The sequence below is a fragment of the Rhizobium sp. LARHSG275 genome (assembly GCF_052871115.1).
Genome location: NZ_JBIXJN010000021.1, coordinates 99293 through 120927 on the forward strand (window position 1 = coordinate 99293; position 21635 = coordinate 120927).

Annotated in this window: 23 protein-coding genes; 15 read left to right on the forward strand and 8 right to left on the reverse strand. The window is 60.7% G+C overall.

The window, feature by feature from the left end; translation table 11 throughout:
• Positions 1–14 precede the first annotated feature (14 nt).
• The 6 genes from ACIPSK_RS25835 to ACIPSK_RS25860 form a co-directional block, all read right to left on the reverse strand.
• Positions 15–1064, reverse strand: a complete 1050-nt coding sequence (locus ACIPSK_RS25835; RefSeq protein ID WP_162117893.1) for an ABC transporter ATP-binding protein — start codon at positions 1062–1064, stop codon at positions 15–17.
• Positions 1065–1077: 13 nt separating this feature from the next.
• Positions 1078–1920, reverse strand: a complete 843-nt coding sequence (locus tag ACIPSK_RS25840) for a carbohydrate ABC transporter permease (protein ID WP_017965927.1) — start codon at positions 1918–1920, stop codon at positions 1078–1080.
• Positions 1917–2840 (reverse strand): carbohydrate ABC transporter permease, encoded by a 924-nt coding sequence (locus ACIPSK_RS25845; RefSeq protein WP_162117892.1) that lies wholly within the window; start codon positions 2838–2840, stop codon positions 1917–1919. Before ACIPSK_RS25845 ends, ACIPSK_RS25840 begins: the two co-directional genes overlap by 4 nt.
• 11 nt (positions 2841–2851) lie before the next feature.
• Entirely contained in the window at positions 2852–4099 is a 1248-nt protein-coding gene (locus ACIPSK_RS25850; protein WP_446532978.1) for an ABC transporter substrate-binding protein, read from the reverse strand.
• A gap of 133 nt (positions 4100–4232) precedes the next feature.
• Positions 4233–5024, reverse strand: a complete 792-nt coding sequence (locus tag ACIPSK_RS25855) for an SDR family NAD(P)-dependent oxidoreductase (protein WP_162117890.1) — start codon at positions 5022–5024, stop codon at positions 4233–4235.
• Positions 5021–5779, reverse strand: a complete 759-nt coding sequence (locus ACIPSK_RS25860) for a FadR/GntR family transcriptional regulator (protein ID WP_162117889.1) — start codon at positions 5777–5779, stop codon at positions 5021–5023. The genes ACIPSK_RS25855 and ACIPSK_RS25860 overlap by 4 nt, the downstream gene beginning before the upstream one ends.
• A gap of 161 nt (positions 5780–5940) precedes the next feature.
• On the opposite strand from ACIPSK_RS25860, the gene ACIPSK_RS25865 reads away from it, so the two are divergent.
• From ACIPSK_RS25865 to ACIPSK_RS25875, 3 genes are read left to right on the forward strand one after another with little or no spacing between them, the layout of a single operon-like run.
• Positions 5941–7086 (forward strand): mandelate racemase/muconate lactonizing enzyme family protein, encoded by a 1146-nt coding sequence (locus ACIPSK_RS25865; protein WP_446532979.1) that lies wholly within the window; start codon positions 5941–5943, stop codon positions 7084–7086.
• 58 nt (positions 7087–7144) lie between these two features.
• Positions 7145–8011, forward strand: a complete 867-nt coding sequence (locus ACIPSK_RS25870) for a DUF6772 family protein (protein ID WP_162117958.1) — start codon at positions 7145–7147, stop codon at positions 8009–8011.
• Positions 8011–8346: a hypothetical protein gene (locus ACIPSK_RS25875; protein ID WP_162117887.1), complete on the forward strand. Its 336-nt coding sequence runs from the start codon at positions 8011–8013 to the stop codon at positions 8344–8346. Before ACIPSK_RS25870 ends, ACIPSK_RS25875 begins: the two co-directional genes overlap by 1 nt.
• Positions 8347–8387: 41 nt before the next feature.
• Here ACIPSK_RS25875 and ACIPSK_RS25880 read toward each other — a convergent pair whose 3' ends face one another.
• Positions 8388–9782, reverse strand: coding sequence for an FAD-dependent oxidoreductase (locus ACIPSK_RS25880; protein WP_162117886.1), 1395 nt, complete (start codon positions 9780–9782; stop codon positions 8388–8390).
• A 17-nt stretch (positions 9783–9799) separates the two neighbouring features.
• A complete protein-coding gene (locus ACIPSK_RS25885) occupies positions 9800–10603 on the reverse strand; it encodes an SDR family NAD(P)-dependent oxidoreductase (RefSeq protein ID WP_162117885.1) in 804 nt (267 codons plus the stop codon).
• A 523-nt stretch (positions 10604–11126) separates the two neighbouring features.
• On the opposite strand from ACIPSK_RS25885, the gene ACIPSK_RS25890 reads away from it, so the two are divergent.
• From ACIPSK_RS25890 to nuoE, 12 genes are all read left to right on the forward strand, one after another.
• Positions 11127–11627 (forward strand): NADH-quinone oxidoreductase subunit J, encoded by a 501-nt coding sequence (locus ACIPSK_RS25890; protein WP_162117884.1) that lies wholly within the window; start codon positions 11127–11129, stop codon positions 11625–11627.
• A complete protein-coding gene (gene nuoK / locus ACIPSK_RS25895; protein WP_162117957.1) occupies positions 11627–11929 on the forward strand; it encodes an NADH-quinone oxidoreductase subunit NuoK in 303 nt (100 codons plus the stop codon). Before ACIPSK_RS25890 ends, nuoK begins: the two co-directional genes overlap by 1 nt.
• A 5-nt stretch (positions 11930–11934) precedes the next feature.
• Positions 11935–13398, forward strand: coding sequence for a monovalent cation/H+ antiporter subunit D family protein (locus ACIPSK_RS25900; protein WP_162117883.1), 1464 nt, complete (start codon positions 11935–11937; stop codon positions 13396–13398).
• A complete protein-coding gene (locus ACIPSK_RS25905; protein WP_062945019.1) occupies positions 13395–13649 on the forward strand; it encodes a hypothetical protein in 255 nt (84 codons plus the stop codon). The genes ACIPSK_RS25900 and ACIPSK_RS25905 overlap by 4 nt, the downstream gene beginning before the upstream one ends.
• Positions 13642–15402: a Na(+)/H(+) antiporter subunit D gene (locus ACIPSK_RS25910; protein WP_162117882.1), complete on the forward strand. Its 1761-nt coding sequence runs from the start codon at positions 13642–13644 to the stop codon at positions 15400–15402. Before ACIPSK_RS25905 ends, ACIPSK_RS25910 begins: the two co-directional genes overlap by 8 nt.
• 8 nt (positions 15403–15410) lie before the next feature.
• Positions 15411–16886, forward strand: coding sequence for an NADH-quinone oxidoreductase subunit M (locus tag ACIPSK_RS25915; protein WP_162117881.1), 1476 nt, complete (start codon positions 15411–15413; stop codon positions 16884–16886).
• Positions 16883–18322 (forward strand): NADH-quinone oxidoreductase subunit N, encoded by a 1440-nt coding sequence (locus tag ACIPSK_RS25920; protein WP_162117880.1) that lies wholly within the window; start codon positions 16883–16885, stop codon positions 18320–18322. Before ACIPSK_RS25915 ends, ACIPSK_RS25920 begins: the two co-directional genes overlap by 4 nt.
• A 153-nt stretch (positions 18323–18475) precedes the next feature.
• On the forward strand, positions 18476–18841 hold the full coding sequence (locus ACIPSK_RS25925; RefSeq protein ID WP_017965944.1) for an NADH-quinone oxidoreductase subunit A: 366 nt from the start codon (positions 18476–18478) through the stop codon (positions 18839–18841).
• Positions 18829–19332, forward strand: a complete 504-nt coding sequence (locus ACIPSK_RS25930) for a NuoB/complex I 20 kDa subunit family protein (protein ID WP_162117879.1) — start codon at positions 18829–18831, stop codon at positions 19330–19332. Before ACIPSK_RS25925 ends, ACIPSK_RS25930 begins: the two co-directional genes overlap by 13 nt.
• Positions 19329–19865 carry an NADH-quinone oxidoreductase subunit C gene (locus tag ACIPSK_RS25935; RefSeq protein WP_162117878.1) on the forward strand — a complete coding sequence of 179 codons (537 nt, stop codon included), beginning with the start codon at positions 19329–19331 and terminating at the stop codon, positions 19863–19865. Before ACIPSK_RS25930 ends, ACIPSK_RS25935 begins: the two co-directional genes overlap by 4 nt.
• A 29-nt stretch (positions 19866–19894) precedes the next feature.
• Positions 19895–21109: an NADH dehydrogenase (quinone) subunit D gene (gene nuoD, locus ACIPSK_RS25940; RefSeq protein WP_017965947.1), complete on the forward strand. Its 1215-nt coding sequence runs from the start codon at positions 19895–19897 to the stop codon at positions 21107–21109.
• 16 nt (positions 21110–21125) lie between these two features.
• On the forward strand, positions 21126–21635 hold the full coding sequence (nuoE, locus tag ACIPSK_RS25945) for an NADH-quinone oxidoreductase subunit NuoE (protein WP_162117877.1): 510 nt from the start codon (positions 21126–21128) through the stop codon (positions 21633–21635).

The following is a 21635-nucleotide window of genomic DNA, read 5'->3' on the forward strand; positions in this document are numbered from 1 at the left end:
GAGCGGCCGCACGTTCAAGCAGTCCGGCCTTGTTCAGCCCGCTTTGTTGTCTGCCCGTTGCCCTTGAAAAAGTGCACCTTCGAGACATCGGCGGTGAGTCCTATTTGGATTCCCGCCTTCATGTCATGACCGTCGTGCAGGACGAGGCAATCGTGCCCATCCGGCAGTTTGACGTGGAGCAGCGTTACCGCCCCGGTATATTCACAAAGCCCGACGGTTCCGCGCAGCGTCCCGTCTCGAGGCTCCACGACGCTCAGATGCTCCGGCCTTACCCCGATGGTCTCGGCTGCGGCATCCATTGCCGTTGCGCCTGTCAGCAAAGGCGCGATATCTGCAGGGAGCAGATTCATTTTTGGGCTTCCGATGAATTGCGCCACGAAGGTATTTGCCGGCCGCTCGTATAGGTCCCGGGGGGAGCCGACCTGCTCGACGCGGCCGTCGCGCAAAACCACGATCTTGTCGGCGAGCGTCATCGCTTCGATCTGATCGTGCGTTACATAGATCATCGTCGTGGAGAGCCGCTTGTGCAGTGCGGCGATTTCAGAGCGCATGTGCACGCGCAACTCAGCATCGAGGTTCGACAACGGTTCGTCGAACAGGAAGACATCAGGATTTCCGACGATGGCGCGGCCGATCGCAACGCGCTGCCGCTGACCGCCGGAAAGCTCGCGGGGGTAGCGATCGAGCAATGCTTCGAGCTTCAGCGTGGCGCTAGCTTCATCGACACGCTTCTGACGCTCCTGTGCCGGAACTTTGCGGACCTTCAGCCCGAAACCCATATTGTCCCGGACGGTCAGGTGCGGATAGAGGGCATAGGATTGGAAGACCATGGCAACACCGCGTTTCGAAGCCGGCACTTCGTTGACCACCCGGCCGCCAATCGCAAGTTCACCGCCGCTGAGATATTCCAGCCCCGAAATCAGCCGCAGCAAGGTGGACTTACCGCAGCCTGACGGACCGACGAATACGACGAACTCGCCCGGATTGATCCTGAGATCGACGCCGCGGATGACCTCGACGGCGCCGAAGCGTTTTTCGATGCCTTTAAGCGATACACTGCTCATGAACGAAAAATCCTCATCCCTTCACGCCTGATAGCGCAAAACTTTCGATGATCTGCCGCTGGGCGATCAGATAGACGATCAGGATCGGCACCACGGCAAGGCTGGTAGCGGCAAGCTGCAGGTTCCACAGCGGCAAGCCGTAGCTGTCGTTGAAGTTCGACAAGGCCAAAGGCAGCGTGAACATGTCGAGCGAACTCAGAAAGATCAGCGGCTCCAGGAACAGGTTCCACGAGAACAGAAAGGTGATGATGGAAACCGCAGCCAGGGCCGGACGCGCCATCGGCAGCGCTATCTTCCACCAAACGCCGAAGCGTGAGAGGCCGTCCATCTTGCCGGCTTCTTCCAACTCCTTGGGCAGGGCCAGGAAATATTGGCGCATCAGGAACGTTGCCATCACCCCATGAGGGCCGAAGGTGGGCAGCAGGATCAGCGGCCAGTGAGTATCCACCAAACCAAACCAACGCATCAGGAAGAAGTTCGGAATGATCGTCACTTCCTCCGGCACCATGAGCGCCGAGATCAGAAAGAGCATCAGCAGCCCCGCACCGGCAAACCGCATGCGCGCCAGCGCATAGCCGGCCAGGGACGAGATGACGAGGGTGAGCGCCGTCACCACGATCGCGATGTAAAGCGAGTTGAAATATTGCCGCGCGAACGGCTGGTATGTGAACACTTCGACGAAATTCTGCCAGCGCCAGACGCGCGGAACAAGCGTCGGCGCGCCGAATATCTCGGTCACGCTCTTGAAGCCGGCAGACACCATCCAAACGAATGGGAAAACAAAAGGTATGGCGGCGATCAGGAGCGCGATCGTCCAGCAGGCGCGGTAGAGGATCTGGATTTGGCGCTGGGTCACTCCGATCCCTTTCTCCGCAGCATCACCTGCACCAGGGTCAGCGCCATGATCATCACGAACATGATCATCGCGAGCGCCGAGGCATAGCCGACATTGAAGAACTTGAAGCCCTGCTGGTAGATATAGAAGGCAAGCACCAGTGTGCCGTTTTCCGGGCCGCCACCGGTCATCTGGTATATGTGATCGAAGACCTTGAAAGAGCCGATCGTCGTGATGACCATGATGACGAGCGTGGTCGGCGCCAGCAACGGCCAGGTGATCATGCTGAAGATCTGCCGGCGTGAGGCGCCCTCCAGGCGCGCTGCCTCTTCGTAATCCCGCGGGATCGCCTGCAGCGCCGCAATGTAGAGGATCATGTTGAGGCCGACCATCTTGATGACGCGGGTGACGATGACCGCCGCCATGGCCCAGTTCGGTTCACGCAACCAGTTTGGACCAGTGATCCCGACCAGCGCCAGCACCTGGTTGATGAAACCGCCTTCTCCTTGCAGCAGAAATTTCCAGACGATCGCCCAGGCGATGGCCGAGGTGATGACGGGAGCGAAAAACACCGTGCGAAAGAACACGACCCCGAAGAACGGCCGGGAGAGGGCGAGCGCCAAAGCGAGCGCGAGCGCCATGTTGAGCGGCACGAGACCGATTGCGAAAATAACCGAATTGCGTACCACAAGCCAAAAGTCAGGGTTTTCGACGAGCGCATTCCGAAAATTGGCAAGGCCTACGAAGGTGGCCTGCTGGCTGAGCAGGTTCCATTCGGTCATTGAATAATAAACCACTGCGCACAGCGGACCGAGGAAGAAGATGAGGAACCCGATGAAGGTGGGGCTGACGAACAGCCACGCCTCCGTCATCTCTCTCATCTTCAACGTCAGCCAGGTCTTTTGGCCGGTTCGAATGGAGTTGTGAACGGTATCGGCCATCTTCGTTCTGATCAAAGCAGCGGCTGGATTGCCGCGCAGATGCCCTTGATGGCGGCATCGACATCGGCATCCGGCTTCCACAGGGCATCGACGCGAGGCGCCATGGCGGCAAGGATCTGGGGCGCTTTTTCGTTAGCCGAGACCACCCGGCCCTTTTCTATCGCGGCAGCCACATTCTTCATCATCTCGGGCGGCACGAGCTTGTTGCTGTTGATGAATGCATCGGCCTGCAGAACGCTCTTGCGGGCCGGCGGGAAGAACTGCGCCATGGTGGCGACGTTCTTCTTGTTGGTCATATGCGCCACGAATTCCGCGGCGATTTCGGTATTCTTGCCTTGGGCGAACACAACAAGACCGGCCTGGCCGATAACGGGTGACTCGCCACCTGGGCCGGTGGGCAACGGTGCGATGCCCCACTTGAAGCCGGCTTCCGCCATCTTCGAAGCACGGGAAATCTGGTTGACCGTCATCGCCGAATTGCCGGAGAAGTAATCGCCCTGTTCGCCTGGCGGAACGATGGACTTGTCCTTGAAGACCATGTCATGCAGCTGCTTGACCGCTTTGACGGCTTCGGGCTTGTCGAAGCCGCATTCCTTGTTCGACCAGATATCGCCGCCATAGGCGCGGATTGGCGGCAGAAGGGCATGGGTCATACGAGAGGCATAGCCTTCGCCATCCTTGAACTCGAAGCCCCATTTGCCGGGATTGGCTTCCGCGAGCTTCTTGGAGACTTCCTGGAACTTGTCCATGTTCCATTCGCCCTTGGCGGCGAGCGTCAGCGGATCTTCGAGCCCGGCTTTGTCGAACATGTCCTTGTTGTAGTAGATCATGAAAGGCGAGGTGGAGAACGGAATGCCGTAGACCGTTTCGTCCTTCTGCCAGAGGCCCATGGCCGGCTTCGAGAAATCGTCGAAATCATAGCCTTCCGCCGCCTTGAGCGTCGGGCCGAGGTCCATCAGAAGATTGGCATTTTCGAAAGCCGGAGCGGCATCTTCCATCATCCAGGCTATGTCGGGAGCATTGCCGCCGGCGATCTGGAAGGTCAGTTTCTGCGTGTAGTCGTTGACCGGCACGGTCTCGAACTTCACGTTCACGTCGGGATGCGTGGCTTTGAAGCTCTCCGCAATGCCATTCAGCATCTTCAGATGAGCCTCGCTCCCGGTCCACACCGTCATGCGGAGATCGGTCGCGAAGACGGCGGACGTCGATATGCACAATGTCAACGCGGATGCTGCGATACCTGCTAATGCGGCCTTCATGGTTTCCTCCCTTTTTGGTCGTCGGCAATCAGCCTTCACCGACTGAATGCAAACGGCATTCGCCTGGAATTCGGCTGCAAGCTGCGGCGGATGGCTCCGCCGCATGATCTCGAAAACCTTGCCGCAGGCACGCTCACCCGTCAGCGTGCGGAAGGCTCCCGGGCGCGTCTCCGATCGACCATCCTCCGTCGACCGGAATATTTGCGCCCGTAATGTAGCTGGCAGCATCGCTGCACAAAAAAACAAACGCCCCCACCACGTCCTGCGGCTGGCCCGGCCTGCCCACAGGGATCTTGGCGGTAACCGCTTTGCGGAACGCCGGGTCGCCGTAGCGCTCAGCATTGGCTTCGATCTCGATCGCACCCGGCGAAACCACATTCAGCGTGACGCCGCGATGGCCGGTTTCGCGCGCAATCGACCTGATCGCAGTCAACTGCGCCGCCTTGAGCGATGCATAAACAACCGTTTCCGCCCGCGGTCGCACCGCCATGATACTGCCTGTGGCGACGACCCTGCCCCAGCCCCGCTCGGCCATCGGCGGAACCAGCTTTGCCGTCAGCGTCAGCAGTGCCGAGAAATTCGATGCCACATGGGCGCTGACATGCGCCTCATCCAACTCCTGCCAGGGCCGCCGATGTTCGATGGCGGCATTGGCAATGAGGATGTCGATCGGGCCGTATGTTCCGAGCACTTCATCGGCAAAAGCCTGCGTCGCACGCCCGTCGGTGAAGTCTGCTTCCAGTACCGGCGCCGTCCCTCCGGTCGCCCGGGCCACCTCACGCGCGCCCGTTTCATTACCGAAATGATGCAGGATCAGTTCCGCTCCATGCTCCGCAAGGCCAAGCGCAACAGCCCGGCCAATGCCGGAACTGGCACCGGTTACCAGCACCCGCCGGCCTTTCAATGAGAAGCGCGCGGCGCTCATCGCTCGGCATCTTTCAGCTTGTCGGCCACCTCGAGCGAGGCAATGTCGGCAGCTTCGAAATGCTCCCGGATTTTTTGCTCGGCGAGGTCGGCATCGCCAGCTGCAATTGCGTCATAGATCGCCTGATGCCGGTCAATCGTTGCCCGCCAGTCAGCATCGCTGCGATTGGCGCGACGTGAAAACAATTCCGACACCTCGCGCTGCACGGAACGCATGCTCTCCATGTGCACCCGGATCATGTAATTACCCGTTGTCACGGCAAGGCCAAGGTGAAACAGGATGTCGGCGGCAGTAAAGCCGGAGGGCTCCTGCACGGAAGCCAGCATGCCCGTCAAGCCCTGCCGCATGATACCCAGACCTTCCGGATCGCGGCGCTCGGCGGCGAGCCGGGCAATTCCCGTCTCGACAACGCGGCGCATCTCATTGGCTTCGCGCAGCCGCTTGAGACTGGAGCGGACCGCGTAGCCGTAGATTTTATCCATCGAGTCGCCGCTCAGCGCCTTGGCGCGGGCGACCTTGCCTTGCTGGGTGAAGATCAGCCCGGCTGCCGTGAGCTGGCGAAGCGCCTCGCGGGCGATAGGCTTCGAGACGCCGAACTCCCTGGCGATCTCCCCTTCGGGCGGCAACGGCTCGCCAGGCGAAATGCGCCCGTCAAAGAGTGCGGCGGCAATCGCATCGGACACCCCGTCCGCCAACCGAGAAGGGTTCGGCGGCTTGGCGGTGAAAACGGGCTTCCTTTCGGGAATCTCAGTCATCTCGGTCCTCATATTCATATAGCTAACACGCAGTTTCCAACTTAGCAACTAGGTTTATCAGTTGCCAAGTCGCCAACATCTAGCTAGGAATAGCAGACACGCCCCAAAGCAGCGAGCAAAACCAAGAGCAGCGAGCAAAAACATTGGGAACGAAAGAACCGATGGATTCTGTGCAACGTTCGACCGGACAGGCGATCCTCATTTCAGATGTCATCGCCCATCCGCTCAGCCAGACGCTGCCCAAACCAACCGTCACGTCCTGGGGCACCTATCACGACGTCTCGATGGTTCTCGTCGAGGTGCGCACAGATGCCGGCATCGTCGGCGTCGGTGAGGTTCTGGCCCGGTTTTCGCCCAAGGCCTATGCGGAACTGATCGTAACCTCTTTAAAGCCACGGCTGATCGGACAGGACGCATGCAATATCGGCGCGCTGTGGCAATCCATGCGGCGCTCGCTGTCAGGCCGCGCCGGCGGTATGCTGATCGAGGCGATCGCAGGCGTTGACATTGCGCTGTGGGACATCATGGGCAAGGCCGCGGGCATGCCGATCGCCAAGCTGCTTGGCGGAATCGGCCGGGAAACGATCGAGGTCTATGCCGCCGCCGTAAACTGGGTCGACGATGCCGAGGCGGATCGGGAACTGGAGCGCTATGTCGGCGAGGGATTCCCGCGCATCAAAGTCAAGATGGCCAATCCCGTCAAGGAAGCCTGCCGGCGCATCGAACGGCTGCGCAAACGCGCCGGCGACGATATCGAACTCTGTGTCGACGCCAACTGGGCCTATGATCTGGACCAGGCGATCGAGGTCGGCAGGGCACTTTCAGCCAACGGCTACTTCTGGTTCGAGGAGCCGCTGGCGCCGGAAAACGAGCAAGGCTACGAAGAACTTCGCAAACGCTGCGACGTGCCGCTTGCAGCCGGAGAGAGCAACTTTACCGCCGATCAGGCGCAGCGTCTCGTCGCCAACCGCACTCTTTCAATCCTGCAGCCGGACGTCGCGCGTGCCGGCGGCATATCCGAAACACGGCGCATGGCCGACTATGCCGCCCTCCACGATGTGGGCTACGCCCCGCATATCGGCATGTCCGGCATTATCTGCGAGACGGCCAGCACGCATCTGGCGGCCGCCCTTCCGAATTTCCGGGTGATAGAGTGCGAGTGCGATCTTAGCCCCTTCAAGTGCGACTTGGCCGATCTGGCGCCCGGCAGCCTGCGCCAGAAGAATGGCCAGCTCGACGTGCCGACACGGCCGGGTCTCGGCATCGAAATCGATTGGGACGCCGTCAAACGGCTCCGCATACAGTGAGGTCAACGCTAGAATGACGACATCAGCCCCCTCTTCCACAGCCGACATGATGGAAGCCATGAGGCTCGCCATGCTTCGCGCAGATCCGGCGCTCAGCCGTTTCGATCCTCTGCCGCGCATCCTGTCCTATGACGATTTTTCGCGCGGGCATTGCGGCTGGTCACAGTTGGTCGGCAATTACGAGGACAGCCTCGACGTCATGCTGCCCGGCTTTGCCCAGCACTCAAGCGCCATGCTCTCAACTCTCGGGCATTGGGATGCAGGATCCCACGGCGGCATGGATTCGTCCTATGCGCTCAAGATCGCCACAAAGGCAAAACCCGGTGCCCAGAACGTTGCGATCAAGCGCCATACCTTCCGCAAGCGCGGGTCGATCCGCTTCGAGATTTTCTTCACGTTCAAGCCGGAGGCGACGGAACTGAAGCTATCGGAAACCGACGTGCGATCGATCGGCTTCCTGTTCGACCTGCAATGCGGCGATCGGGACGGAGACGGCGAGCGGGTTATGCCGCATCTGCGCTTTCTCAATGCACTCGATGGCAAGCACCTGCAGAAATGGCAGTACAAACGTGAGACCACGTCCTTCACCGCCATCGGCCGGGAAGACAAGACCGTAAGCCACTATCACCTTGCGCCCGAAGGTTGGCTGGACCTGCCGGATGGTGAACAACGGCTCTGCTACAACGAGATCCCGACGAAGGTGAACTGGAGCTATATGCGCTTCGATTTCGACCTCGCCTCCATGAAGGCGACCGGCTTGCAATGCAACGACCGGAATTTCGATGTCTCCGGCTTCGAGTCGATCCGGATTCCGGCGATGAAAAATCTCTGGTGCATGCTGAACTTCTGCCTGTTCGCCGAGACGGATGTCGCCAAGCGTGCCTTTCTCTACGTCGATTCCATCTGCATTTCAGGGGATTTTTGATGCTTCCCGAAAACATCACGGCGGTGATAACCCGCAATGAGCGCTGGAACGGTGACGCCGCGAGCGAACCCTATGAGGCCGGCTGGGCGCATCAAGCGGTGTTCTTTATTCGGGCATTGAAGCCTCCTGTCGGCACTGCACCCAAGGGTTGGGTGGAGATCTCGCCTGACGGCATGCACTGGGTTCGAGAAGGAACGGAATTCGCCATGCCGGGCGAACAGGACGGCATTGCCGTGGCCCGGCTCAACGCCTTCGGCAATTGGCTGCGCGTTGCGGCCCGCTTTGCCGATGGCGCTGAATGCACCGTGCTGGTGACCCTTCATCTGAAGGCTTGATTTGAGAAAACGCGGGTATAACTTCCCGCTTTCTCCTTCCGTCAGCCAAGATAGGCGCCCTGGGCCAGCAGTTCCCTGCGCAAATCCGCGTAGTCGACATGCCGCGGGCTGGCCCTGTTACCGACCGAAAGTGCCGCGGCAACACCGGCTGCCTGACCGAGCGCAAAACAGGGCGGCATGACGCGAATGGCGCTGAGCGCCTCATGCGTCGCCGAAACCGCGCGGCCGGACACCAACAGGCCCTCGTGAACGCGCGGCAGCATGACCCGATAAGGTATCTGGTAGATATTCGCCGCATCAAGCCCTGCGCCACCGGTACCCCCGCCCGAGCCTGTGGGGTCGTGAATATCGAGCGGATAGCCGCACAACGCCACGACATCTTCGAAGGCGCGGCCGGAATGCAAATCTTGCAGTGTCAGTTCGTAGGCGCCATCGATCCGTCGCGTTTCCCGCACGCCGATCTGGGTTGCCGTGTCCCGCAGTTCTACCTGCTCGAAGCCGGGCAGGTTGTTGCGGAAGAAATCGAGCAACGCCACGGTCTGCTCCCGGCCTTCGACCTCGGCAAGCGAGAGCTCAAGGGCGTCAGCCCCATTGCGGCGCAACACGCGGCCGGTATTGATGCGCCAGACGCCGGGTTCCATGGTCTTGTAGAGACCGATGCCGCGGCGAGGCGCGGGAAAGCGGCCCTCCGCCGTCGCCTTGGCGACGATCGAGGCGAATGGCCGAAAATCCTGCGGATGTGCGCGGATGTAATCCTTCACCACCCGGTCATCGACGTTCTGCACGCGGAAGAACAGTGTCTGCGGCTGGGAAAGGCCGTCGCTTTCCCGCCCCTGGCGGGTATGGACGCCGGCATAATGGGCGACATCGCCGTCGGCCGAGCAATCGACGACGACCTTGGCACGAGCGCTCCTCAACCCGCCCTTGCCGGCGCAAACAACGCCGACCACCCGGGGATTGTCCGCATCATGGTCATCGACGATGGCATCGACGACCATGGTGTGCAGCAACAATTCCACTCCCGCCTCGATGCACATGCGCTGCGCCGCGACCTTTGCCGCCTCAGGCTCGAAAGGCGTCACCTTGTCGTGGCCATAGACGATGAAGCCGCAATAGGCCGAACCTGCCGGGATCGTACTCGGATGCAGCGCGCCACCGAGCGCCATCATCCGCTGAACGAATTCTTCGTAGATGCCGCGGATCAGTTGCTGGCTGCCGTCGAGCGAATAGGAGGTCATGCAGGGGCCGACGAGGCCCGCCGTGAGGTTGCCGCCGAGGAAGCCGTAGCGCTCCACAAGGCGTACCCGCACGCCAAGACGTGCCGCCGCGACCGCGGCCGATAATCCCGATGGTCCGCCCCCGATGACGAGCACATCGACATCATCGAGTTCGGGAATATCAGCCGAATAGGCGTAACGGCGGGCTGTCAGCTGCATGCCTGTATCCCCCCGGTCTAGCGGAACATCGATCCGCCATCGACATCGAGCGCGGCGCCGTAGGTAAAGCTGGCTGCATCCGAGCACAGGAACATGATTGCCGCCGCCATGTCCTCCGGCCGCCCCATGCGCCGCATCGGCAGATTGCCGGCGATACGGTCCTTCAGCGACTGGTCGATATGGGAGTGCATCGGGGAATCCGTCGGCCCGGGGTTCAGCGCGTTGATGCGGATCTTCTTGCCCGCAAGTTCCCGCGCCACCGACTTGACCATCGACAAGGTCCCGGCCTTCGATGCCGCATAGGCGGTATCGGCAATCAGCCCGCCGCCGCCATGCACACCGGCATCCGAGGCGATACAGACGATGTTGCCGCCATCGGGGTTGTCGAGCATGCGCTTGACCGCGCCCTGCACGACGAAGAAGGTGCCGAGCAGATTGACATCGAGCACGCGGTGCCAGTGCGCCCGATCCTGCTCGAATATACGCTTGGCTGTGATGATCGCCGCACACGTCACGACGTTATCGAGACGCACGAGATTGGCGTCGCAATAAGCGAAGGCCTTGTCGATGCTCTCCTGATCGCTGACATCCACCGTCACGGTGTGAACAGCCGCGCCGCCATTGCGCAGCTCCGCACCATAGCGCTTCAGCCCCGCCTCATCACGATCGGCCATGACGACTTCCGCGCCCTTGCTGGCGAAGGCCCTTGCAGTTTCTAGACCCATTCCGCTCGCTGCGCCCGTGATAAGCACGCTTCGGCCTGCAAAACTATCGTCGGAAAAAGTGGCATAGGTCCCAGACATCGTCGCAGCCTCCTTCATTAAGGGCAGCGCAACAACCAGTCAGCAGGCTCGCCTTCCCCTCGCTAGCAACGTAGCAACTATGTAATATAGTTGTAAAGCGCAATGTGGGGGGCGATACGCTGTCTGGAAGCGGAGTTTCGCATGGCCACACGCAGGACGGAGAAATAACTCGTTGATCGCGCGGCATTGATCGGTGCGATCAATGCCGTCATGGCGAAACCAATGCCTCGCTGCAGCGATTTCTAACGTCAAATCTCTCTTGTCGTACACGCCACCACTACGCCGTCACAAAACCTCTGTACCGACCGGCTCAAGCCATTTGCCCATGGAACAATAAATCGGTATGGCGCTATCGAAAGCGCGCGTTTCGCAAGCGACCTTCGCCACATCCGGACCGGCCTGGTTTGCTCCGCCAATGACAATAATCTTGTGAAAAATCCGATATTAGGGCACAGTTTGTGAACGCATCGGAATTTGCGGCGCAATCTCAAATCCGGCCGTCTCGCGCCGGGTAGCAGTTCGCGTCGGAGGGTCGGCGTCGATGGATCAGGGGTTCTTTCTTCTGTTCGCTACGGTGTCCGTGATCACGGCCCTGACGGTGGTCTTGGCCCGAAATCCGGTGCACAGCGCATTGGCGCTGATGGCGTGTTTTCTCAACATCTCGGCAATCTTCGTTATGCTCGAGGCGCCGTTGCTCGCAGTCATCCAGATCTTCGTCTATGTCGGCGCGATCATGGTCCTGTTCCTGTTCGTGATCATGATGATCGATGTACGCGAAGCGGTGTTGCAGCGGTTCTTGCCGGGCGGCAACCTGCCAGCCATGGTGCTGCTCATCCTGCTTGGGATCGAGATGCTTGTGCTGGTGCTCTGGACCGACCGCTTTTCGATCACGGAGCCCGCTGCCATCAGCGGCGGCGATCAGACCAGGCAGCTCAGCACGACACTTTTCGCCGACTATCTCCTGCCGTTTGAAGCTGCGTCCGTCATCCTTCTGGCCGCCCTGGTCGGCGCCATCGTGCTGGCGCGGAAGGAGCAGGGATGATGATTCCGCTCTCGTGGTACATTCTATTCGGAGTGGTCCTGTTCGTGATCGGAGCAGCGGGCGTGCTGGTCAGGCGCAATATCCTGGTCGTGCTGATGTCGCTGGAGCTGCTGCTCAACTCGGTCAACATCAATTTCATCGCTTTCGGGCGTTACCACGGCGATTTCCGCGGGCAGATCTTCGCGATCTTCGTCATCGCAATCACTGCGGCGGAAGTTGCCGTCGCCCTCGGTATCCTGGTCGCCCTCGTGAGGAACAAATCCACCCTCAAGGTCGACGAAGTGACCATGATGAAAGGATAGCGGCTTTGGACCCGGTGATATCGATCCGGCCGCTGCTTGCCGTCGCCATAGCAGGCCTGGCGGCCCTTGCCGTTCTCCTTCTGCACAACCGCGAGAAGCTCCGCGATATCGTCTCGCCGCTCGCTGCAATCGGCATGTTCGCGATTGTCGCCTCGATGGCGCCCACGGTGTTGGCGGGCGGGACGGTCGATTTGCGCCTGTTCGAGATTTTGCCGGGGATAGACTTCGCTTTCCGGGTGGATGCGCTCGGCATGGTATTCGCTACCGTCTCGTCGCTCCTGTGGATCGTGGCGGCGATCTATTCCATCGGCTACATGCGCCACTTGAACGAGCATGCGCAGACGAGGTTCTTCGCTTGCTTCGCCACCAGCCTCGCGGCGGCCGTCGGGGGCGCCTTTTCCGCCAATCTGTTCACGCTGGTGATCTTCTACGAGATGCTGAGCCTCGTGACCTATCCGCTTGTTTACCACCACGAGGATGAACAGGGATGGGCGGGCAGCCGCAAGTACCTCGTCTATTTGATGGGCGCGTCGAAAAGCCTGCTTCTCGCCGCGCTGGCGCTGACCTACCACATTGCGAGGTCGTTCGATTTTGTATCGGGGGGACTGCTGGCAGGGAGCGATGCTTCTGCCGCGTTGCTGACGGTCGTCTATTTCTGCTACCTTTTCGGCTTCGCCAAGGCTGCGGTAATGCCGATGCACGCCTGGCTGCCTGCCGCGATGGTGGCGCCGACACCGGTCAGCGCGCTCCTGCATGCAGTGGCCGTGGTCAAGATGGGCGTGTTCTGCGTGCTGCGGGTGGTGTTTCACGTTTTCGGCACGGGGCTGGTGAGCGGGCTGGGGCTGGGCATCGCCACGGCCTATCTGGTCTCCTTCACGATCCTGATGGCGTCCGTCTGTGCTCTGACGCGGGACGACTTGAAGGCGAGGCTCGCCTATTCGACGGTCAGCCAACTCTCCTATATCGTTTTGGGCGCGGTTCTGTTGTCGCCGGTCGCGATGGTCGGCGGCATCATCCATATTGCGGCTCATGCGTTCTCGAAGATCACCCTCTTCTTCTGCGCCGGCTCGATCTTTTGCGCGTCGGGAAAGCGGAATATCAGCGACATGGCCGGCATCGGCCGCAGGCTGCCTTGGACGATGGGTGCTTTTTTCGTCGCCTCGCTGAGCATGATCGGGGTGCCGCCGACCGCGGGTTTCGTCAGCAAATGGTATCTGGCGCGGGGCTCGGTGGAGGCGGGCGAAATTACGTTCCTGGTCGTGCTTCTTGCGAGCTCAGTCCTGAACGCAGCTTATTTCCTGCCTGTCAGCTATGCCGCCTTTTTCGGGACGGAAGCGCAGGAGAGCCCGGCGACGGTCCGTGAAATTCCGATGATGACGATCCCGCTGGTTGCGACTGCCATCTTGTCGGTGTCGATGGGCATCTTTCCCGGCTATTTCCTCGCCCTGGCGGAAGGAGTTGTCAGATGATCAAGCGTGTCGTCGATTTCTTTGGTGACGAGGAACATGCGAACCAGCGCCGCCGGCTGTTCTATCTGGTGCTCGTTCTGACCGTTATCGCCGACTTTCTGGTCCACCGCGAACACGCCGAATACCTCTGGGACCGCCTGCCGGGCTGGTCGGCCGTCTACGGCTTCTTATCCTGTGTGCTGCTGATTTTCGTTTCCAAGTTCCTCGGCCATCGGGCTGGGCTCATGCGGCGCGAGGACTATTATGACTGACTTCGTCCATCCCGCCCTGCTGTTCATTCTCGGCGCCCTGCCGATCCCTTTCCTGAACGGATCGATCCGCAAAGCCTATCTGCTGCTGATCCCGGCGCTGGCGATCCTCGCCGTGCTGACGATACAACCGGGAAGCTACGGCGCGATGCAGTTCATCGGGCAGGAAATCCTCATCGCCAAGGTCGACAAGCTGAGCATCGTCTTCGCCACCGTTTTCACCATCATGGCGCTGATCGGAACGGTCTATGCGCTGCACTTGCCTCGCCCCGGCCAGCATGTCGCTGCATTTGTTTACGTCGGCAGCGCCCTCGGCGTCGTGTTCGCAGGCGACTACCTGACGCTCTACCTGTTCTGGGAAGGCATGGCGTTTGCCTCTGCCTACCTGGTCTTCGCCCAAGGCGGCCGACAGGCGATCGCCGCCGGGTTCCGGTATCTCATGGTCCATATGACTGGCGGCGTTGTCCTACTTGGCGGCGTCATTCTCCACGGGCTCTCGACTGGCTCGCTGCTCTTCGGCCCGATCGCAGGCGAGATGGGCGTCGGCGCTTACCTGATCCTTGCCGGGTTCATGCTCAACGCCGCTGTGCCGCCGCTCAACGCCTGGCTGACTGACGCTTACCCGGAGGCGACTGTCACCGGCGCGGTGTTCATGAGCGCCTTTACCACCAAGACCGCCGTCTATGTGCTGGCGCGGGCGTTTCCGGGAACCGAACTTCTCGTTTGGCTCGGCACCGCGATGGCCCTCTACGGCGTCGTCTACGCGGTGCTGGAAAACGACTGCCGGCGGCTACTGGCCTATCACATCGTTAGCCAGGTGGGCTATATGGTGGCAGGCGTCGGCATCGGCACCGAGATGGCGGTGAACGGGGCCACTAGTCATGCCTTCGCACATATCCTCTACAAGGCGCTCTTGTTCATGGGTACCGGGGCGGTGATTTACGTCACCGGCCGGCGCAAGCTCACCGAGCTTGGTGGGCTCTACAAGACCATGCCGGTGACCGTGGCGCTCTACATGGTTGGCGCTTTCGCGATTTCGGCATTTCCATTCTTCTCGGGCTTCGTCACCAAGTCGATGGTGGTGGCCGCCGCCGGACAGGATCACCGCGCGCTGGTGGTGTTGGCACTGACGATGGCGTCGGCGGGGACATTCCTCCACACCGGTCTCAAGCTCCCCTATTACATGTTCTTCGGCGCGGACCGGAAGCTGGAGGCGCGGGAGCCGCCCCGCAACATGCTGGTTGCGATGGGCATGGCGGCGGTGCTCTGCATCGCAATCGGCGTCGTCCCTCAGCCGCTTTACGCACTTCTACCCTATCCGGTCGACTTCGAGCCCTACACCGGCGTCCATGTCACCGAGAGCCTTGGCGTGCTGATGTTCACCGCCTTGGGTTTTGTCATATTCCTCAGGGCGCTCGACCCCGAGAACACGATCAGCATCGACACCGACTGGTTCTACCGCAAGGGCGCGCGGGTCTTCATGTGGATCGCCGGAAAACCGTTGGCGCGCTACGAGAAGACGGTGAGTGACGTGTCCGAGACCGCGGTTCTGCCTTTCCTGCATGGCGCGGCGCGGGCGGGACTGTGGATTGATCTCGCCGGTGTGGATGCCATCGTGAATGGCGTCGCCCGGGCGATCCTGAATGGTGGCGGGACGCTGCGGCGCCTCCAGACTGGCGTCGTGACCCATTACGCGCTGGCGATGATCGCAGGTGTGATCGCAGCCACTGTCGTCTTCGCCGCGGTGTGGCGGTAGGGGGTGTGATGGGATTGCCGCTACTCAGTCTCATCGTATTCACGCCCGTCGCCGGGGCAGCGGTTCTGATGTTTCTGCGCAGCGACGATGCGGTGCGGTGGACCGCGCTGGCCGTCACCATCCTCGACCTCGCTCTCTGCATCGCCATGCTGGCGAGCTTTGACACCACGGCCCACGCGATGCAGTTCACCGAGAGGCGCCCATGGGTGCCCGCGCTCGGGATCACTTATGCGCTTGGCATCGACGGGATAAGCGCGCTCTTCGTTTTCCTGACCACTCTGCTGGGCTCGATATGCGTGCTCGCCTCGTGGGTCGCGATCGACCGCAAGGTGAAGGCGTTCATGGTCAGTCTGCTCTCCATGCAGGCGCTGATGCTGGGGGTGTTCTGCGCGCTCGACCTGTTCCTGTTCTACGTCTTCTGGGAGGCCATGCTGATCCCGATGTACCTGATCATCGGCGTCTGGGGTGGAGAAGGCCGGGTCTATGCGGCGTTCAAATTCTTCCTCTACACGCTGGCGGGCAGCCTCCTGTTCCTCATCGGTGTCATCGTGCTCTATTTCAACGGCGGCGAGACCTTCGACATCCTCGCGCTGACAGCGCAGGATTTGCCGTTCCCGGTCCAGTCCTGGCTGTTCTTCGCCTTCCTGATCGCCTTCGCCGTCAAAGTGCCGATGGTGCCGGTCCATACCTGGCTGCCGGACGCCCATGTACAGGCGCCGACGGCAGGCAGCATCATCCTTGCAGGGGTGCTCCTGAAGATGGGCGCCTACGGGTTCCTGCGGTTCTCGCTGCCGATGCTGCCGGAGGCGTCGGTGTATTATTCGACGCTGATGCTTTCGCTTTCGGTGCTTGCGATCGTCTATGGCGGGTTGCTTGCGCTGGCGCAGGACGACCTGAAGAAGCTGGTGGCCTATTCCAGCATCAGCCACATGGGCTTCGTGACACTGGGGATTTTTGCGCTGAACCTCCGCGGGCTCGAGGGCGCCATCCTGCAAATGTTCAATCATGGCGTAACGACCGGCGCGTTGTTCCTGTTCGTCGGCCTGATCTACGAGCGGACACACACGCGTAGCATTGCAGATTATGGCGGGCTGATGAAGGCGGCGCCGGTCTATACGGCGTTTCTGGCGCTGTTCACTCTGTCGTCAATGGCGCTGCCGGGGACGAATTCGTTCGTGGGCGAACTGCTGGTGCTGTCGGGCGGTTTTGCGGCCAACCTCGCCATCGGCGCGCCCGCCGTTTTTGGCGCGTTGTTGGGCGCGGCCTATCTGCTTGGCATGTATAGGAAAGTCGCGCTTGGTCCGGCCAGCGTCGGTGTCCGATTCAAGATACGCGACGTGAACGCCCGCGAGATGGTCGCGATCCTGCCGCTGGCCGTGTTCGTGCTTTGGGTCGGGCTATATCCGAAACCCTTTCTCAACATCATCGACGTCTCGGTGAAGCATCTGCTGGCTCAGGTGCATGATAAAGGGAGCGGCCAATGACTGCCGCAGCACTTTTCCAGTCGGCTCTCGCAAGCCTGCCCGAGATCGTGGTGATCACTGGAGCCTGCATCCTTTTGATTCTGGGACAGCTTGTGCGCAAGGGCCAGGAACATTTCCTTGTCTGGGCCTCCGTCGCGGTCGTGCTGATTGCCGCCTTGGCGACACTCATGCTTTCGAGCGAGGTGCGGCCGGCCTACACGGGCATGTTCATCGCCGATCGCTTCGCGGTCTTCTTCAAGTTCGTGTTCTACCTGGCCACCATCCTGACATTCCTCCTTTCGCGAAGATATGCGGATATCGAGGGGATCGGGAGCAGCGAATACTATGTCCTGCTGCTCTTTTCGCTGTCGGGAATGATGATCATGGCTTCGGCGACCGATCTCCTCTCGATCTATGTGGGCCTCGAACTGATGGTGCTCTGCACCTATGTGCTGACCGGCTTCCTGCGGCGAGAGCGGCGGTCGAACGAAGCGGCGCTGAAATACGTGATCCTTGGCGCGGTCTCGACCGGGATTTTCCTCTACGGCGTTTCGTTGATGTACGGGCTGACCGGCACGACGCAACTGGACGGGATGGCTGCGGCTGTGACCGGCGACCCGCTCGATCCGGGATTGCTGCTGGCAGAGGTCTTCATCGTCGCGGGGCTGGTCTTCAAGGTCGGCGCGGTGCCGTTTCATATGTGGGTGCCGGACGTCTACGAAGGCGCGCCGACGACGATCACCGCATTCATGTCGGTAGGCCCTAAGGCGGCAGGGTTTGCGGCGATCCTGCGGGTGTTCCTCAACCCGCTGGTCGCGGCCTCGGACGTCTGGATCATCGTCGCGGTCATTGCGGTGGTGACGATGGCGCTCGGAAGTTTCGTCGCGCTGGTGCAGGATAATTTCAAGCGCCTCCTGGCCTATTCCAGCATTGCCCATGCCGGGTTCGCCCTTTTCGGCGTGGTGGCCGGCGGCGCGGACGGAATCGCCAGCGTGATGCTCTACCTGTTGATCTACTCCCTCATGAATCTCGGTATTTTCGGTGCCGTCATCATGATGCGGAACGGCGATTTCTCAGGCGAGGTCATTGAAGATTACGCGGGTTTCGCCAAGTCGCATCCCGGTCTGGCGCTTCTGATGCTGCTCTATCTGTTCTCGCTGGCCGGCATTCCGCCGACGGCCGGGTTCTTCGCCAAATTCTACGTGCTGGTCGTGCTGGTCGAGCGAGGTTTCGTCATGCTGGCGGTGATAGCGGTGCTGCTGAGCGCCGTCGCCGCCTATTTTTACATCCGCATAGTCATGGTGATCTACATGCGCGAGCCGGAGAGGACGTTCGAGCCGGCGCTGACTCCCTGGGTACGCACCACGCTCGCCTTCACCGCCTTGGGCACCATCGGCATCGGCCTGTTTCCCGCGTGGTTTCTGAGGCTTGCTCAAAACTCGGTGTTTGGCGGCTGACCGATTGAATTTGCAATGATCTGCCCGACGGAATAAACTGGAAGCTCGAGAAAGGATTACCCAAGCCCTTTCCCGGGGCAACCGCATTACCATCCTGAACAGGGCGGTCGCGGCCTTAGGAAAGCTTTCAGTGGGTAACCGGTGCAGTGCGATATGGCTGCAATGGAATTCTTGCCGGTTCTTTTCATGGTCGCCGGAGTTGTTCTGGTGACAGGGGCGACGCTTTTTGTCTCCTCACTGCTGCGCCCGTCCAATCCCTATCCCGAAAAGAACATGCCCTATGAATGCGGCATGGACCCAGCAGGCGAGGCCGCCGGGGGCCGCTTTAGGGTGCAGTTCTTTATTCTCGCGATCCTGTTGGTCGTCTTCGATGTCGAGACGATGTTCCTCTTTCCCTGGGCCGTTGTCCTGAAAGACATCGGGCTCGTCGGTTATGTCGAGATGTTCGTCTTCATAGTGCTGCTTCTTGTGGGCTTCGCCTACGCCTGGCTGAAGGGAGCGCTGGAATGGGAAGCGTAAACAATTCGATCCGCGATAGCGTGCTGTTCACCACGGCCGAGAGCGTTATCAACTGGAGCCGAAAATCGGCGCTGTGGCCCGAGACCTTCGGAATTGCCTGCTGCGCCATCGAGATGATCTCGGCGGGGTGCGCCCGCTATGATCTCGATCGGTTCGGCGTGGTGTTCCGGCCTTCGCCGCGCCAGTCCGACGTGATGATTATCGCCGGCACCGTGACGCGGAAATTCGCTCCCGTCGTGCGCAGGCTTTATGACCAGATGCCGGAGCCGCGCTGGGTTATCGCAATGGGCACCTGCGCTATCTCGGGCGGGGTCTACAACACCTATGCGGTGGTGCAGGGAGCGGAGACCTTCGTGCCGGTGGACGTGCATGTGCCCGGCTGCCCGCCGCGGCCCGAGGCGCTGATGCATGGATTCCTGCTACTTCAGGAGAAGATTAAAAAATCCCGAGCACTGGCCGGGACTCCTCTGGATCGGATTGCAGCGTCATGAGTGTGGAGACGCCCCTCATCCGCACTACGATCACGGAGCGTTTCGGCGAGACAATCGACGATCTTGGCTTCGCGCATGGTGTACATGCCTTCGCCGCTCCGCCTGACACGATCGTCGAGCTTTGCCGGTTTCTGAAGGAACACCCGGCGTTGCGGTTCAACTTCCTGTCGGACATCTGCGGGGTCGATCATTATCCTGAGATGCCACGCTACGAGACGGTGTACCACCTCTATTCGCTACCGAACAAATGGCGCGTTCGCATCAAATGCCGCCTCGCCGATCCGCCGCGGGTCCCGTCGGTGACGGGGGTCTGGCGAACCGCCAATTGGCATGAGCGCGAAGCCTGGGACATGTACGGGATCAGGTTCGAGGGCCACCCCGATTTGCGCCGGATCTACATGTGGGAAGGGTTCGAGGGCTTCCCGCAACGCAAGGATTTTCCGCTTCGTGGCTACAAGGACAAGCTGAACCCGTTTGGCGCCGAAGGTACGCCGCCGACACAGCCCGACCTCGCCACCAAGAACATTCCATAAGGGAGGCCGCTCCACGCCGGGAACTTAAAATGACCGAAGTCACCGAACTGATCAGCCCGCAAGGCGAAGCGTTCGACACCAAGGAGGTGCTTCTCAATCTCGGCCCCCAGCACCCGAGCACGCATGGGGTTCTTCGGCTTGTCCTGGAAATGGACGGCGAGTACGTCAAGCGCGTGGATCCACATATCGGCTACCTCCATCGCGGCACCGAAAAACTGGCGGAGAGCTTCACCTACACCCAGATTTTTCCGCTCACCGACCGGCTCGACTACCTCTGTCCACCGTCGAACAACCTCGCCTTCGCGCTGGCGGTGGAGAAACTCCTCGGCATAGAAGCACCGATTCGCGCACAATATATCCGCGTGATGATGGCCGAGCTGGCGCGGATCTCCGGCCATGTCTTGATCACCGGCGCGCTGCCGATGGACCTCGGCGCCATGACCGCCTTGCTTTACGCCATGCGGGAGCGCGAAATGATCATGGACCTCCTGGAAATGATCAGCGGTGCGCGCATGCACACGTCCTTCTGCAGGGTCGGCGGAGTGCGCGAGGACCTGCCTGACGGTTTCCTTCCCAAGATCAGGGAATTCTGCGACATCTTCCCGAACCGGATCCGCGACTATGAGCGGTTGCTCGAAAACAGCCGAGTATTCCTGAAGCGCACGCGGGGGATCGGCGTGATCTCCGCCGAGAACGCCATCGATCTTGGCCTGAGCGGTCCGAACTTGCGCGCTTCGGGCGTCGACTGGGACATCCGTCGCGACGAGCCCTATGAGATCTATGACCGGCTCGACTTCAACGTCATCACGCGCGACGAGGGTGACTGCTATGCGCGCTGGCAATGTCGGGTCGAGGAAATGCGCGAGAGCGTCCGGATCATCGAGCAATGCCTCGACCAGATGCCCGAGGGGCCGTTCCAGATCGACATGCCAACAATCGCCTTCCCGGTGGACAAGGACAAGGTGCATTGCTCGATGGAAGCACTGATCCAGCATTTCGACCTGTCGGCCTATGGCTTCAAGGTGCCGAAGGGCGAGGTCTATTCGGCGATCGAGGCGCCAAAGGGCGAGCTTGGCTTCTATATCATCAGCGACGGGTCGCCAAAACCATTCCGCATGAAGGTGCGGGCACCCTCGTTCGTCAACCTTCAGGGACTGTTCGGGGTGACCAACGCCCGCTATCTGGCGGACATGATCGCCGTGCTCGGCAGTCTCGACCCGGTGATGGCGGAGGTGGACAAGTAGCAGGGATTTGAATGCAATGACCATGCGCGAAAAGATAAAAGAGGCAGCGGCGCGGTATCCCGATCAGCGCTCTGCGATCATGCCCGCGCTTCTGATCGCGCAGAGGGAGCATGGCCATCTGCCTGGTCAGGTGCTGGAAGAAGTCGCCGACACGCTCGGAGTCGAACGGATCTGGGTCTACGAGCTTGCGACCTTTTATTCGCTCTTCCACACCGAGCCGGTGGGCATGTTCCACCTGCAACTCTGTGACAATGTTTCCTGCATGCTGTGCGGAGCCGAGGACCTGCTGAAGCATCTGGAAACGGTGCTGGCGATCAGGAAGGGCGACACCACGCCGGACGGGCTGTTCACGCTTTCCTCCGTCGAGTGCCTCGGTGCCTGCGAGATGGCTCCGGTGATGCAGGTCGGCGACGATTACCATGGCGCCCTTGATGTCGCGCGGATAGATGCACTTTTGGAGAACCTGCGGGCTACGGCGGAACGGGTCGCGAGCATCGAGCCCTCTGCGCGACCGCAGGGAGAGTAG